The sequence below is a fragment of the Paenibacillus macquariensis genome, from assembly GCF_900156375.1.
Taxonomy (GTDB): domain Bacteria; phylum Bacillota; class Bacilli; order Paenibacillales; family Paenibacillaceae; genus Paenibacillus_AQ; species Paenibacillus_AQ macquariensis.
In genome coordinates this window covers 1-13,584 of record NZ_FTNK01000009.1, presented here as the reverse complement: position 1 = coordinate 13,584, position 13,584 = coordinate 1, and the positions used below count along the sequence as shown (strand labels likewise).

The 13,584-nt window shown below is 41.8% G+C and carries 13 protein-coding genes and 1 pseudogene; 4 read left to right on the top strand and 10 right to left on the bottom strand.

What is annotated here, in order from left to right; genetic code table 11:
• Positions 1-15: 15 nt before the first annotated feature.
• From BW961_RS16470 to BW961_RS16455, 4 genes are all read right to left on the bottom strand, one after another.
• Complete coding sequence (locus tag BW961_RS16470) at positions 16-1,008, bottom strand: sensor domain-containing diguanylate cyclase (RefSeq protein ID WP_068588974.1); 993 nt, start codon at positions 1,006-1,008, stop codon at positions 16-18.
• Between the two features lie 39 nt (positions 1,009-1,047).
• A complete protein-coding gene (locus BW961_RS16465; RefSeq protein WP_068588977.1) occupies positions 1,048-1,842 on the bottom strand; it encodes an alpha/beta fold hydrolase in 795 nt (264 codons plus the stop codon).
• 101 nt (positions 1,843-1,943) lie between these two features.
• Positions 1,944-2,141 carry a helix-turn-helix domain-containing protein gene (locus tag BW961_RS16460; RefSeq protein ID WP_068588980.1) on the bottom strand — a complete coding sequence of 66 codons (198 nt, stop codon included), beginning with the start codon at positions 2,139-2,141 and terminating at the stop codon, positions 1,944-1,946.
• A 52-nt stretch (positions 2,142-2,193) separates the two neighbouring features.
• The gene (locus BW961_RS16455) at positions 2,194-2,955 is read right to left on the bottom strand and encodes an SDR family oxidoreductase (protein WP_068588984.1); all 762 of its coding nucleotides are present in this window, start codon (positions 2,953-2,955) and stop codon (positions 2,194-2,196) included.
• Between the two features lie 205 nt (positions 2,956-3,160).
• Here BW961_RS16455 and BW961_RS16450 point away from each other — a divergent pair, with 205 nt between their 5' ends.
• Entirely contained in the window at positions 3,161-3,784 is a 624-nt protein-coding gene (locus tag BW961_RS16450; RefSeq protein WP_139331667.1) for a TetR/AcrR family transcriptional regulator, read from the top strand.
• Positions 3,785-3,920: 136 nt separating this feature from the next.
• Here BW961_RS16450 and BW961_RS16445 read toward each other — a convergent pair whose 3' ends face one another.
• On the bottom strand, positions 3,921-5,042 hold the full coding sequence (locus BW961_RS16445; protein ID WP_068588987.1) for a DUF4179 domain-containing protein: 1,122 nt from the start codon (positions 5,040-5,042) through the stop codon (positions 3,921-3,923).
• Positions 5,017-5,607 (bottom strand): RNA polymerase sigma factor, encoded by a 591-nt coding sequence (locus tag BW961_RS16440; protein WP_068588989.1) that lies wholly within the window; start codon positions 5,605-5,607, stop codon positions 5,017-5,019. The genes BW961_RS16445 and BW961_RS16440 overlap by 26 nt, the downstream gene beginning before the upstream one ends.
• A 245-nt stretch (positions 5,608-5,852) precedes the next feature.
• Between BW961_RS16440 and BW961_RS16435 the strand changes: the two genes are divergently transcribed.
• Together BW961_RS16435 and BW961_RS16430 are read left to right on the top strand one after the other, a co-directional pair.
• Positions 5,853-6,785: an L-lactate dehydrogenase gene (locus tag BW961_RS16435; RefSeq protein WP_068588990.1), complete on the top strand. Its 933-nt coding sequence runs from the start codon at positions 5,853-5,855 to the stop codon at positions 6,783-6,785.
• Positions 6,786-6,840: 55 nt separating this feature from the next.
• Positions 6,841-8,415 (top strand): L-lactate permease, encoded by a 1,575-nt coding sequence (locus tag BW961_RS16430; protein ID WP_068588992.1) that lies wholly within the window; start codon positions 6,841-6,843, stop codon positions 8,413-8,415.
• Between the two features lie 58 nt (positions 8,416-8,473).
• Here the strand turns inward: BW961_RS16430 and BW961_RS16425 are convergent, their stop codons facing one another.
• From BW961_RS16425 to BW961_RS16415, 3 genes are all read right to left on the bottom strand, one after another.
• Positions 8,474-9,412 (bottom strand): alpha/beta hydrolase, encoded by a 939-nt coding sequence (locus BW961_RS16425; RefSeq protein ID WP_068588995.1) that lies wholly within the window; start codon positions 9,410-9,412, stop codon positions 8,474-8,476.
• A gap of 64 nt (positions 9,413-9,476) precedes the next feature.
• Positions 9,477-10,538 carry an LLM class flavin-dependent oxidoreductase gene (locus BW961_RS16420; protein WP_068588998.1) on the bottom strand — a complete coding sequence of 354 codons (1,062 nt, stop codon included), beginning with the start codon at positions 10,536-10,538 and terminating at the stop codon, positions 9,477-9,479.
• A gap of 139 nt (positions 10,539-10,677) precedes the next feature.
• Entirely contained in the window at positions 10,678-11,883 is a 1,206-nt protein-coding gene (locus tag BW961_RS16415) for an MFS transporter (RefSeq protein WP_068589087.1), read from the bottom strand.
• Positions 11,884-12,239: 356 nt separating this feature from the next.
• Here BW961_RS16415 and BW961_RS16410 point away from each other — a divergent pair, with 356 nt between their 5' ends.
• The gene (locus BW961_RS16410; RefSeq protein WP_068589000.1) at positions 12,240-12,821 is read left to right on the top strand and encodes a TetR/AcrR family transcriptional regulator; all 582 of its coding nucleotides are present in this window, start codon (positions 12,240-12,242) and stop codon (positions 12,819-12,821) included.
• A 261-nt stretch (positions 12,822-13,082) separates the two neighbouring features.
• Here BW961_RS16410 and BW961_RS30620 read toward each other — a convergent pair.
• A pseudogene (locus BW961_RS30620) lies at positions 13,083-13,584 on the bottom strand (hypothetical protein); the annotation flags it as partial.

The window sequence follows — 13,584 nt, the reverse complement described above, 5'->3', positions numbered from 1 at the left end:
TGAAAAAAAGCCCCCTTATCCAAGAGGCTCTTCATCCAAATCTATGATGTGTGTCACGCGATTTCTACCATTTTCTTTGGAGGCATAAAGGGCTAGGTCCGCCTGTTTAAGTATGGTTGTATCGGAATCCCGTGGAGTAACCGTAGCTACACCGATACTCACCGTGATGTTTCCCTTGTCCCACGCAATATTCTCTATGGCATGCCGTAAATTCTCCGCTTTTATCTTCGACTCACGTATATCCATATCAGGCAAGATCATCACAAACTCTTCCCCACCATACCTAGCAACAACGTCCTTATGACGAGAATGGGATATCAAAACATCCGCTAGTTTCTCTAATACTTCATCGCCTGTCTGATGTCCCCACGTGTCATTCACCTTTTTGAAATAATCTATATCTAAGATACAAATCGAAAAAGGTTCTTGCGTATTGCCATATTGGATAAGCTGTTCCTCCAACTTTTCTTGAACAAACCTTCGATTCTTTAATCCCGTGAGCTTATCTGTATAAGACAGTTCTACTAAAACAGCATTGATGTCCATCAGTTCTTGTTGCTTCTGTTCAATCTCCATATGAATTTGCTTCAACTTCACAAGAGCTTGATCCTTGTCCCAATAGGCATCTTCCATTTGCTTCTTAGCAGAGCGAAGCTCGAGTTCATAATCAATGCGTTTACCCATCTGCACTAATACACAATCAATAATCTCTACGCCTTCCATCTCATACCGTCGCCCATTTAGGATATAAGGAATCGACTCTCCTTGACGATCTTTCAATCTCAGATACAACTCTTCTACATGCCCATCCAAATTGATAAAAGGGTAAAAGTATGAGTGGAAAATAAGCTTATTTGCCGTAGACATGATAGATTCAATATGCTTATGCACCAAATCTTCCGGAGTATACCCCATCATATCAAGGAATGTTTGATTCACTTCCGTAACGATTCCTTCGTGTGTGATGGAGATATATCCACATGGCGCATATTTCAACCGTTCATCCATTTTCTAATATCCTTTCAATGCCACATGATCTAGATAACTTTATTCCAGGTATTCATTAATGAGAGCAATCGTTTCCTCTGGATGGCTAATATGAGGATAATGACCCTTGGCCTCCATTAATCGCAACGTACTATTCTTCAAGTGACTATGTAAATATTCGCCTACCTCTATCGGTACGATACTATCATCCGAGCATTGCATAATGAGTGTAGGAACCGTAGATTCCGATAACGCTTTACGATGATCTGATAGAAATGTCACTTCTGCAAATTCTCTAGCTATAACAGGATCTGTCGAAATAAAACTTTGTTCCAGCTCTTGCGTTAGATTGGGAAGATCGGGATGATTCATGGCAAGGGGAGCCATAAAGCTAGCCCATCCTGTGAAATTCATCTCCATCATGTCTAGTAGTTCTGTAATATCACTCTCTTCGAAACCACCGACATAATCACCATCATTCAAATAACGCGGAGAAGGTCCAATCATAATCAATTTATCGAAATAATCAGGCCGCTCGATGGATGCCAGCATCCCTATCATAGAACTAACGGAATGACCCACAAATATAACATTACTAAGCTCGAGCACCTCAATAATATCCAATACATCCTGTACGTAGCCAGTAAATTGACTATACTTTTCTGTCGTATATGCGCTTAAATCTGAGCTACCTGAACCCACATAATCAAAGAGAACGATTCTATAATTGTTTGCAAAAGATGGTGTGATATATTGCCACATACTCTGATCGCACCCGAAGCCATGCGCAAAAATAATTGTGCGATCTCCTTCACCCATCACTTTCACATTATTACGTGCCATTATATCATTCATCTCATATAACTCCCTTTATGAATAGGTATTCTCTCTATTCTGAAGGGACGCCATGTAAATATCAAGTTAATGATTAGTGAATCATCCATTACTTGTTTATCTTAACTTTTATCCAATTCCATGTATTCTAATATATCTCCCGGTTGGCAATCTAGCGCCTTGCATATGGCTTCTAAGGTGTTTAATCTTATCGCTTTGGCTCTACCATTCTTGAGAATCGATAGGTTAGCCATCGTAATCCCAACTCTTTCAGCTAGCTCGTACTCGTTGGTCTTGTGTGGACATACGAAAAAAGGCACCCAACGTGGGTACCCTTTTTATAATAATCACTTGATTATCCCTAATAACCAATTAGAATGCAGAAGTCCAACCAGCATCTGCAGTTATAACTGTTCCATTTATAAAACTGGAATCATCAGAAGCTAGAAATAGGGCAACTTGAGCAATTTCCTCTGGTGTACCAACGCGAGGAATCACAGCTTGTCCTAATCCAAGACGACTGCTACCGAATTCGCTAACATTTTTCATAGAAGCTCCAATATTAGTTGCGGTAGCACCTGGTGCGATTGCATTACAACGAATCCCTTTATTAGCATACATAAACCCAGTATTCTTCGTCATTCCTACAACAGCATGTTTAGATGCAGTATACGCCGCACCAGCATGAGCACCGTTCAATCCGCCGGTAGAAGCCGTATTAACGATAACGCCTTTTCCTTTTTCTAAGAAGATAGGTAGCGCTTTACGTATAGAACGCATCACACTTTTCGTATTTATATCAAATATTAAATCCCATTTCTCATCTGTAATTTCACCTGCAGGTTCAAAACTATCCATAATACCAGCATTATTCACTAGAATATCTAACGTACCATATTCACTAACTGCTGTATCAATCATGTTCTCGATATCTTCTAATTTCGCAACATTTACTTGTATTGCTTTGGCTACGCCACCATTACTAATAATCCCTGCTACAACTTGTTCTGCACCTTCAAAGTTAAGATCAGCAACAATGACCTTTGCGCCCTCTTTAGCATACAATTCTGCAATCGATTTCCCCATACCTGAAGCTGCGCCCGTAACAACGGCAACTCTTTCTTGAAGTTTCATGTGAATGTCTCCTTTGTGCTTGTAGTTGGTTGTAAGCAATACCATATTATTCTCTGGAAACCTTTTAAAATTTGTACTAACTCAGTTTAATCCTCTATAATTTAAGTATCAATAAGCAATTGGGACGCTAAATGTTGATGAATATACATTAACTTATGAATCTGTTCAAATAGGATTGTAAAATAGACATTCAGGCGGTGTTCTGTTGATACCTACCAATCGAAGAATTAGAAAATCAAAAAAAGAATTAAAAGACGCATTAATTGATCTTATGGAGACAAAAGATTTCAAAAAAATTACGATCACGGATATTGTTACTTTTGCTGATTTAAACCGTGGAACATTCTATAAACACTATCAAACGAAGGAAGAACTTCTGAATGAACTGATGGATGACATTATGGAAGATTTGATTACATCTTTTAAAGAACCCTATCTTCATACGGATACATTTATTATTGGTGAACTTACCACTTCGACCATAAGAATTTTTGAGCATGTTGCTACCTACGCTAAGTTTTATACGATCATTGTAAATTCTAATGTTTTACCTGGATTTCAGAATAAGATTTGTGCCATATTAAAACAACTAGTACAACAACATTTAGAAGCAGTATCTAATCATAATAAGAACATAAATCCCGATTTATTTGCCAGCTATAATGCCTATGCCCTCTTTGGATTAATCATTGAATGGGTACAAAGTGGGTTCAAATATACGTCTACACATATGGCAGAACAATTGATCGAAATTTTGTCTTATCAATCAAATAACGCCACTATAAATACTTCCCACAAACCTGATTCCTTAGTGATCCTGATCAATTAATGTAGTGAACACTGACCCTAGGCTTGGGACACTAACTACAATTGTTGTACAAATAAGAGAAACCCTCCTTCACTAAGAAGAGGGTTTCTCTTGTTTTGTATTCTCAACGGATTTGACAGATAAAGCGGTGCTAATATTAAGGCTGAACCGGAATGGTTAGCTCCAGATCATCCAGATATGTTTTGTCACCTGCAATCCCATTACTTGCTCCAACGATTTTCCAATCAGAGGTGTTCACGGTAAAGGTATAAGGTTTAATCGTAATGGATTTAGGCGTCGCCGCGAAAGCCTGATACAGCTCATTTACATGGTACTCGGTCTCAGGTTTGCTATTAAAGAATCCAACTCTATCCTGATTAATTTCATTCCCTTGGTCATCCACGATATCATAGTAAACCATCGTTGCACTATAGTCGCCGGTCTGCTCAGGTGTCTTGGGAACATCACCCGTGCTATCCAGAATCAGTCTAGTGGATGCCGGAGTTATCTCCAATTGCTTCACCGTATAACTAAACTTCCCGTCCGTTTCGGTTGCATTCGGCTTCAATACAAGCATATTATTTTCAATTTTCACCGGAATCTTGAATTCGAATGGCTCTTCAATTTGTGTCACTTTGGCTTGAATGGTCAACTCGAATTGGTCTGGAAGAGACATTCCATCCCGTATTTCAGCTTTAATGGTATTCTCTTTGTATGGTATATCCCCAAACCCTCCCGATGTATATTTGATTTCCTTGCCATTAACCAGTAGTGTCGGCGTCTGAATATATCCTTTGACCTCGCCTTTATCCCGATCCTGATGTGATCCAAATGTCGAAGGCAATTCGACACCCTCACGCTCCACTTCAAATTTTAGAACGGTCCCGTCATACAATAGATCAGTCACTTTCAATGTCACACCGTCATGCGTCACGCTCAGGTTAGGACTGGTAGCGATTCCTTGATCAATCGCTGTCTGCAATCTCTCATCACTGATTCCCGAGAAGACACTGCCAATCACCGGAATTTGTTTCAAAGTATCCGCCATCGCAGGGGATACGAACCCCGTGCCGATCACACCTACGCCTAGTACTGCTGCAGCCGATACGGTAACTAATGTTTTTCTCACAAAATTCGATTTCGTTTTACTCATAGTTTGATCTCCTATCTTATTCATAATTTGATGGCTCATACTTACTCTTGGCATTTCCGAGTTCCGAATCCATTGCTCGATCGTGTCCATTTCTTTCGACTCAGTTTGATTTGGCAAATGTACCATGTACGATCCCTCCTTTATTACGTCTGTAATCCGAAAGCTTACGGCGAAGCCGTTCGTATTTCTTGCGAATCGTTGCCGGTTTTATACACATAATGTCTCCGATTTCGTCAAAGCTGTACTGTTCAACTGCTTTGAGCAGCAAAATATGCCGTTCTTCTGGAGTCAGATAGGTCAACAGTTCCTCAATAACAGACTCTTGGGGTGTAGGTGTAATTTCAATTTTGGGTTGCTGCTCCTTGAACTGATGAATCAGCTCGAACCATCGACCCTGCCTTTTCTTTATGTTCATCATGTGGTGATAGGCCATCTTATAAAGCCAAGCTGAGAAGGTCGCCTGCCTACTGTATCGATGAAGATTCTCGTATGCTCGGATAAAAATCTCCTGGACAGCATCTTCGGTTTCTTCATGATTTTTCAAAATATAGTAGCAGTAGGTGTACATTTGCCGTTCAAACTGATGAATAATCATTTCATACGCCTGCTTGTCTCCTAATTTGACACGATCAATGATCGCTTCTATCTCATGGCCTTTCTCTCCCACTTCCCCGGGGATGGTTGGCTTCACATGCTCACCTCCTTTGTTTCTTTGCCTATATAACAATCGGAACCTGCCGTTTTGTGACATGAGTTATTCTAATAGAACAAAAGTCCAAATTCTTAGTGTTAGCGGGTGAATCTATCTTCCGTGATAAATTTCCGCCACAAGTATATTACGAATTAAGGGATGACATAATAACGTTCAGAGTCAAATAGGATTCAATTACATACGGAAATTCATCCATATCAATCATTCAACGGGAGGTATTTATAATGAGTATAACAACTGGAGATAAAGTAGTTCTAATTGGAACAGGTGACGTGGGGTCTAGCTATGCCTACGCGTTGGTAAATCAGGGGATCTGTAATGAATTAGTACTTGTGGATATAGATAAAGAGAAATCAGAAGGCGAAGTTATGGATTTAAATCATGGACTTGTGTATGCACTTTCTCCAATAAAAATTACAAGCGGTACTTACGCAGCATGCAAAGATGCGGCAATCGTTGTGATTTGTGCCGGTGCAGCGCAAAAGCCTGGAGAAACACGACTTGACCTTGTCAGCAAGAACCTAAACATCTTTCGAACCATTATAAAAAGTGTTATGGATTCTGGATTTAACGGCATATTTTTGGTGGCTACCAATCCAGTAGACATTTTAGCCTATGCAACCTGGAAATTCTCTGGTTTACCTAAAGAGAGGGTTATTGGTTCAGGTACAATCCTAGACACTGCAAGGTTCCGTTATTTATTGAGTGAAGAATATAATGTAGCACCCACAAGTGTTCATGCTTATATCATCGGTGAGCATGGTGATTCAGAACTCGCCGTGTGGAGTACAGCGAATATTTCAGGGAAACTTATCGCACCGGATTTAACAGATGCCAGAAAAGAAGAAATTTTTGTTCAAGTTCGTGATGCAGCTTATCAAATTATTGAGTCCAAAGGTGCTACATATTATGGAATCGCTATGGGACTAGCTAGAATAACGAAAGCCATCTTACAAAATGAAGAAGTTGTATTACCTGTGGGATCACTGTTAGAAGGAGAGTATGGTCACAACGATGTTTACATCGGTGTGCCTACGGTTATCCATCGTGCCGGTAGAAAAGACCTCGTAGAGCTTTCATTAAATGAGGATGAGCAAGAAAAGTTCGCCAAATCCGTGAAAGTCCTAAAAGATATTCAAGCTTCATTTTGGACATAATTTGATTGTTGATTATGAGTAAGAAGATTCCCACTTACAAAGGAGTAAGCCAACCATGTTAGTAGACACGTTCAATCCATTTAACAATCTAATGATCTCCTCCATGGTTGCAGCTATTCCGATTATATTATTTCTGTTATGTCTGACCCTATTTAAGATGAAAGGTATTTATGCGGCCTTGTTAAACTTGGTCATTACCTTTGTGATTGCAATGTTTATATTTAATCTACCTCTTGGCGATTCCGTTGGAAGTGTCATCCAAGGTACCCTTCAAGCGATATGGCCCATTGGTTATATTATCGTTATGGCTGTTTGGTTGTATAAAATATCTGTTGAGTCAGGGAAATTTGACGTATTACGTGCAAGTATTACAGGTATTTCACAAGACCAGCGCATTCAACTTTTACTCATAGGTTTTTGTTTCAATGCGTTTCTTGAAGGTGCTGCCGGCTTCGGTGTTCCCATTGCAATCTGTGCTGTTCTATTAGTGTCATTAGGATTCAAACCATTACAAGCGGCTATGCTTTGTCTCATTGCAAATGGTGCTTCAGGAGCATTTGGTGCCGTTGGTATCCCTGTTGCCATCTTAGGTACATTGAATTTAAAAGGTAATGTAACTTCCATGGATGTCTCCATGATGACTGCACTCACGTTACCTCTTATTAATTTCACGATTCCATTCCTACTTATTTTCATAATGAATGGATTCAAAGGGATCAAAGAAGTATTTCCCGCTATTCTAGTTGTATCTACAACCTATACAGCAACTCAGGTTGTTTTCACTCTATTTCTAGGTCCCGAATTAGCTGATATCATTCCGTCTTTAATAGCTATGGGCACTTTGGCTTTATTCTTGAAAAAATGGAAACCCAAACATATCTTCTTACTCAACAACCAAGAGGTTAAAGTTGAAAAACATACCGTTCGTGACGTGATCAAGGCTTGGTCTCCGTTTTACTTATTGAGTGTATTTGTTTTAATTTGGAGCTTGCCTGTATTTAAGAATCTATTTATCCAAGGTGGAGCTCTTGCTTTTACCAAGTTAACGTTTGGTTTGCCTGGATCAAGTTTACGTTCAAGCATTGATTTAATAAGCTCAACAGGTACGGCTATATTGCTAGCAGGCTTAACAACCATCTTAACAACACCATCTATAGGAGTTACAAAAGGTTCTCAGCTCTTCGCAAAAACCATTAAAGAATTCTGGATTCCCATTGTGATGATCTGTGCCATTCTAGGTATAGCTAAATTAATGACTTACGCAGGATTAACCAATGCATTAGGGGAAGCCGTTGCTGCAACAGGAAGTATATTTCCACTGTTATCACCCATATTAGGATGGGTTGGCGTATTCATGACCGGATCCGTCGTAAATAACAATACCTTGTTTGCACCCATTCAAGCTACAGCCGCTAACATTATTGGAACCAATCCAACGTTATTAGTCTCTGCGAACACGGTTGGGGGCGTGATGGCCAAACTTATTTCGCCACAATCCATTGCCATTGCAACAGCCGCTGTTGGTGAAACAGGTAAAGAATCGGAACTCACGAAGATGACTTTAAAATACAGTGTGGGATTACTAGCTTTTGTCTGTATCTGGACCTTTATATTGTCGCTAATGATCTAATACAAAAGAGCTGTCTCTTAGGTCATCTTTGACCTTTGGAGACAGCCCCTTTCATTGTTTAAGGATTAAGTGCTCTTGCAATCGCGTCCACATAACTATGGCTGGCACGCTTGCTCACTTCCGCTTGCGGAACAATCGTTTCAAAGCTGTGGAAGGTGCCAGGATACAGATGAAATTCTACGTCTACGCCTGCTTGCGCAAGACGCGCCACATATTCGATCGTCTCATCTCGGAACAGATCGAGCTGTCCTATGCACGTATAGGTCGGCGGTAATCCCACCAAGCTTTCCGCTCTAGCCGGCACTGCATGAGGGGATACATCGCTGTCTTCGGTACGATCGCCCAAGTACATGTTCCAGGCTGTCAAATTGTTCGTCCGGTTCCAGGTTGCGTTGTCGGCCGTAATTTCATGACTCGACGCCGTAATATTCCGGTCATCGATCATCGGATACAGTGGCATTTGGAAGATGAGGGCTGGCCCACCTTTGTCTCGAGCCATTAAAGCAAGTGCTGCGGTCAGACCACCGCCCCCGCTTGCACCGGCAATTGCGATCCGATCTAAGTCGATGCCCAGTAGCTCAGCTTCGTCCGTCATCCACGTCAAGCCGGCATAACAATCATCGATGGCAGCTGGGTACGGATGCTCGGGAGCAAGTCGATAATCGACCGATACGACGACGCACTTAGCCGTCTGCACGAAGCGTTCGCACAAAGCGTCGTCCATATCAGGATGCCCCATTACATAACCTCCCCCGTGAATCCACAGAATGGCTGGAAGCTTAGCGCCAGTTCGTTCGGCGGGTTCGTAAATTTTGACCAGTATCTCGCCTGCTCCGCCCCGAATCATCCGGCTTGTCGTGCTTACGTGCTCCAACTTCTCAATAGGAGGACTCGACAACAAGCCCCTGCTCCACTCTAGATTTTCCTCTAATTGAAAACCAGGAAATAGTGCTAATACTGGTCTTAATTCTGGTAATACTCTACTTTCAAACTCCATTTCAATTCCTCCTATTATTAAGTGTACTCTCGAAACCATTGTAAATTTATTAATCAAAATTAAATTATGATCGATTTCCCATCTCAGCTTCCCACTTACTTATTTCCTCCCGAACCCGGGGTGCTACCTCTGTTCCTAGCAGCTCAATGGCTCTCATCACTTGGTCATGCGGCATCGTGCTTAATGGTACATACAGCATAAAGCGTGTAACACCGACATTTTTGCGAAGGTGAATGATCTTCTGTGCAACAGTCTCGGGATCGCCGACATACAGTGCGCCATCAAAGCTGCGCGCAGCATCGAAGCTAGAACGGTCATAATGAGCCCACCCCCGCTCCTTGCCTAATCTATTCATCCCTGCCATGGTAGAAGGAAAAAATGTATCTGCAGCTGTTTCAGTATTCTCTCCAACAAATCCTATCGAGTGCGCCCCAACCTTAAGCCGTGATTCGTCATGACCAGCGTGCGCTGCCGCTTTCTTATACAGCTGCACAAGTGGTTCAAACTGCATTGGATTTCCACCAATTATCGCCAGCATCAATGGCAGTCCTAACAGACCTGCACGGATAGCAGACTCCTGTCTGCCCCCGCTACCAACCCATATCGGTAAGGAATTCTGAACGGGCCGTGGATACACGCCCAAATGGTTAATCGCTGGCCGATGCCCACCCTTCCAAGTTACTTTTTCGGACTCCCGTATTTTAAGAAGCAATTCCAAATGTTCTTCAAACAGCTCATCATAGTCATTCAAGTCATAACCAAACAGTGGAAAAGACTCGATAAAGGAACCCCGGCCCGCCATGATCTCCGCACGTCCATTTGAAATGCCATCGAGTGTAGCAAAATCCTGAAAAACACGCACCGGATCAAGGGAAGAAAGCACCGTCACTGCGCTAGTCAGCCGAATCCGTTTCGTCTGCGCTGCAGCCGCAGCCAATACAACTGCTGGTGAAGATGCCGCATAATCCTTGCGATGATGCTCACCTACGCCAAACACATCAAGTCCCACTTGATCGGCGAGTACAATTTCCTCGACCACTTCACGCAATCGCTGTGCGTGACTTATCACATCACCTGTCTTAACATCCGGCTTTGTTTCTACAAACGAAGTAATCCCTATCTCCATGGTCAATCTCTCCTATTCAAAAATCTTAATATTATATTTCTTAATTTAGAACTATTATTCAGTGCTTCACAAGTAGATTGATGTCTAGCTCAGATTAAGCTGCTCAATCTACATATTCGTATATCGTAGGACACGAGCTTTATTGTAATGCGGTAGTCGTATAGCGTCTGGTCATTGCCCAAAACAGAAGAGCTAAAGCACTAACAGAACCCCCGAGCAAGCACACGCCATCCCAGCCATAGCTTGCATATATATGGGTCGAAGCAATTGAACCCGTAGCACTGCCGATGGAATAGAACACCATGTACCCAGCAGTAAGCCGACTACGAGCCTCCGTACGCAATGCAAAGATCATACTTTGATTCGTAACATGTACGGCCTGCACCGCCAAGTCAAGAAGAACAATACCGATAACCAATGCGAACAGCGACTGTTCTGTATAGCTGATGAACAACCATGATATCAATAATAGAATTAAAGCCACGCCAGTCGTTCTCTGTCCATAACCTCGATCGGCTAGTTTTCCCGCCCGTGTTGCAGCTAACGCACCGGCAACTCCCACTAGACCAAACGCCCCAATTGCAGTGTGCGAAAGTGATAATGGCGGCGCGCTAAGAGGCAGTACTAGTGAAGTCCACAAAATGCTGAAAGCAGTAAAAATCAGCAGAGCCAGAATAGCACGGATGCGTAATATTCTTTCTTGTGCGAACAATATAAACACCGACCTAAGCAACTGGGGATAGGACAGCGATTGTACCCCACGCTCAACATTTGGCAACACCCTAAATAATGCGCACACCATAAGAAGCATCAACGCAGCAGAGACCAAATATACGGAACGCCAACCCGCAATATCTGTTAATATCCCTGAAATGGTTCGCGCAAGAAGTATGCCAATCACAATTCCACTTGTGACCATGCCAACGACACGTCCTCGTTCGGCAGGGACAGCCATTGTCGCCGCGAACGCCACAAGCGTCTGCGTCACGACGGCAAGCAATCCCACCAAACCCATACCTGCGAATAGTGCCATGCTGGAGGAGGCAGTGCCAACTATAACCAGAGCTATTATGGATAATAGCATCTGACCGATAATCAGACGGCGCTGGTTCAGTAAATCTCCAAGTGGCACTAGCAGCAACAGTCCCACTGCATAACAAATCTGAGTGATGGTAATGAGAATGCCAATGGTTGAATAATCAATACCGAACGCACTCGACAGATTATCAAGTATCGGTTGTGCGAAGTAGATGTTGGCCACAGACATCCCACAGACAGCCGCAAACAATAATGTCACATAGTGAGACATGGGAGAAGCATGAACTGCATCAGATGTATTTAGCATCCCTTGTGACGAATTCGCCTTAATATCGGCATTGACTGCTACTTTTTCTTTAACCTTCTCCATTCTGTACACACCTTATCTATATTAAATTTAAATGCCGAGTCTATTACATACTGATCAGTATGTTATTTGGCCCAGTAAACATAACTCACAGAAACGATTGCTGTCAACAAATAATTTTGATTTAAATTGTTATGTCTAATTCTTGGTAAGGATACACTAGCCTACGTTTGACAATACGAGTGGCTAATTGTAGAATTATATCGTACTGATTAGTACGTAAATAAACGCAGTTATATAGGATCGGAATCATTGAGCAATTAAGAAAAAATGAAGAGTAACGAGAGGTATTAATTATGGGAAGAATCCGCGAATTTGATGAAGAAAAAGTGTTAGAAGCAGCTATGCAACTATTTTGGGAGAAGGGATATGAGGCTACCTCATTAAGCGACTTAACTTCCAGAATGGGAATTCAACGACCCAGTATATACTCCGCCTTTGGAGATAAAAAAGGATTGTTTGAAGCCGCGCTACGCAAATACACGATGTCTCGTGCTTCTGATGTCCGAACCAAACTTCACAACAATCCATCTGTAAAAGAAGCATTTTCCACTTTCTTTGAAGATGTGGTTGCTGAGGAATATACAGAAGGTCTCAGCCGAGGCTGCTTTTGTATCAATACGATGGTCGAACTTGCGCCTCATGATGAGAAATTTGAAATTCTTACAAGGGAACATCAAATGTACCTATCAGTCATATTTCAAGAAACCATTGAACGAGGTATCCAATCAGGTGAACTCGAGCCCCATATAGACGCGAAGGCTCTATCACAAGCGCTAATCGTATCGTTAATTGGACTAACCGTAATCATGAAATCTCGTCCAAATCGATCTTTTGTTGATAATTCGATAAAAGTGACACTTTCATTACTCAAGTAAATTGTAAATGAGTTCAATATTAACGAATGAGCTTCACTTGATGATTTGGTCTTCTCTTATATAGGCGAAGAGGGTGTCTCGACACCCTCTTTCTTGGTGTGCCCATAAGACTTTATAATATCATGTAAGACATCGCAAAAAGAATACAGCATCTATATAGAATATGACCCAGTACCATGTCGGTACTGGGTTTGTTGTTTCATGGAAGAAAGGTAAACGCAAAATGACATCTGGGTGAACGGTTCACGAAGGCTTTGTTGATTATTCATTGCTTGGTACAGTTTTTTCGTAAGTAAGTGGATAGTATTGGCTACCCAGCAATACTCTTTGATTCTGGAACTCATCGTACAGGTTCATACGAATGCTACCTCCGCCTAATCTTGTATCGAAGTTACTATTAAACATAGTTGAGTACGATTTTAATTTACCCATTGGCAAATCAGTCCCGAGTGTCAAAGTCTTTTCCATCGTTTGCCCATACGGATCAATGATTTCCAAGACAAGCTTGTGCTCGTAGGCACCTGCTTCGTAATCTCCATTTTTGGATAAGTTGTATGTTATGACTGTATTCAATGCATCCTTACCTTCGCTTATCTTACCCACTGCATTTACAACCGAAAGGCTGTAAGGGAACATATCCACATTGTTCAGATTGGACGACGGCGTTACGGCTACCGTGTTAAGTGATAATCCAACCGTATTGATATATCCCGTGGATGTACCACCTAGAGCTGTCAGTTTACCGTCAGCTACACCTTGGCCA

Bases quoted from the DNA above. Each gene is read 5' to 3' on its own strand.
- BW961_RS16470 (WP_068588974.1), bottom strand. From the start codon at position 1,008: ATGGATGAACGGTTGAAATATGCGCCATGTGGATATATCTCCATCACA.
- BW961_RS16425 (WP_068588995.1), bottom strand. From the start codon at position 9,412: ATGGAGTTTGAAAGTAGAGTATTACCAGAATTAAGACCAGTATTAGCA.
- BW961_RS16415 (WP_068589087.1), bottom strand. From the start codon at position 11,883: ATGCTAAATACATCTGATGCAGTTCATGCTTCTCCCATGTCTCACTAT.
- BW961_RS16445 (WP_068588987.1), bottom strand. From the start codon at position 5,042: ATGGTACATTTGCCAAATCAAACTGAGTCGAAAGAAATGGACACGATC.
- BW961_RS16420 (WP_068588998.1), bottom strand. From the start codon at position 10,538: ATGGAGATAGGGATTACTTCGTTTGTAGAAACAAAGCCGGATGTTAAG.
- BW961_RS16455 (WP_068588984.1), bottom strand. From the start codon at position 2,955: ATGAAACTTCAAGAAAGAGTTGCCGTTGTTACGGGCGCAGCTTCAGGT.
- BW961_RS16435 (WP_068588990.1), top strand. From the start codon at position 5,853: ATGAGTATAACAACTGGAGATAAAGTAGTTCTAATTGGAACAGGTGAC.
- BW961_RS16465 (WP_068588977.1), bottom strand. From the start codon at position 1,842: ATGAATGATATAATGGCACGTAATAATGTGAAAGTGATGGGTGAAGGA.
- BW961_RS16410 (WP_068589000.1), top strand. From the start codon at position 12,240: ATGGGAAGAATCCGCGAATTTGATGAAGAAAAAGTGTTAGAAGCAGCT.
- BW961_RS16430 (WP_068588992.1), top strand. From the start codon at position 6,841: ATGTTAGTAGACACGTTCAATCCATTTAACAATCTAATGATCTCCTCC.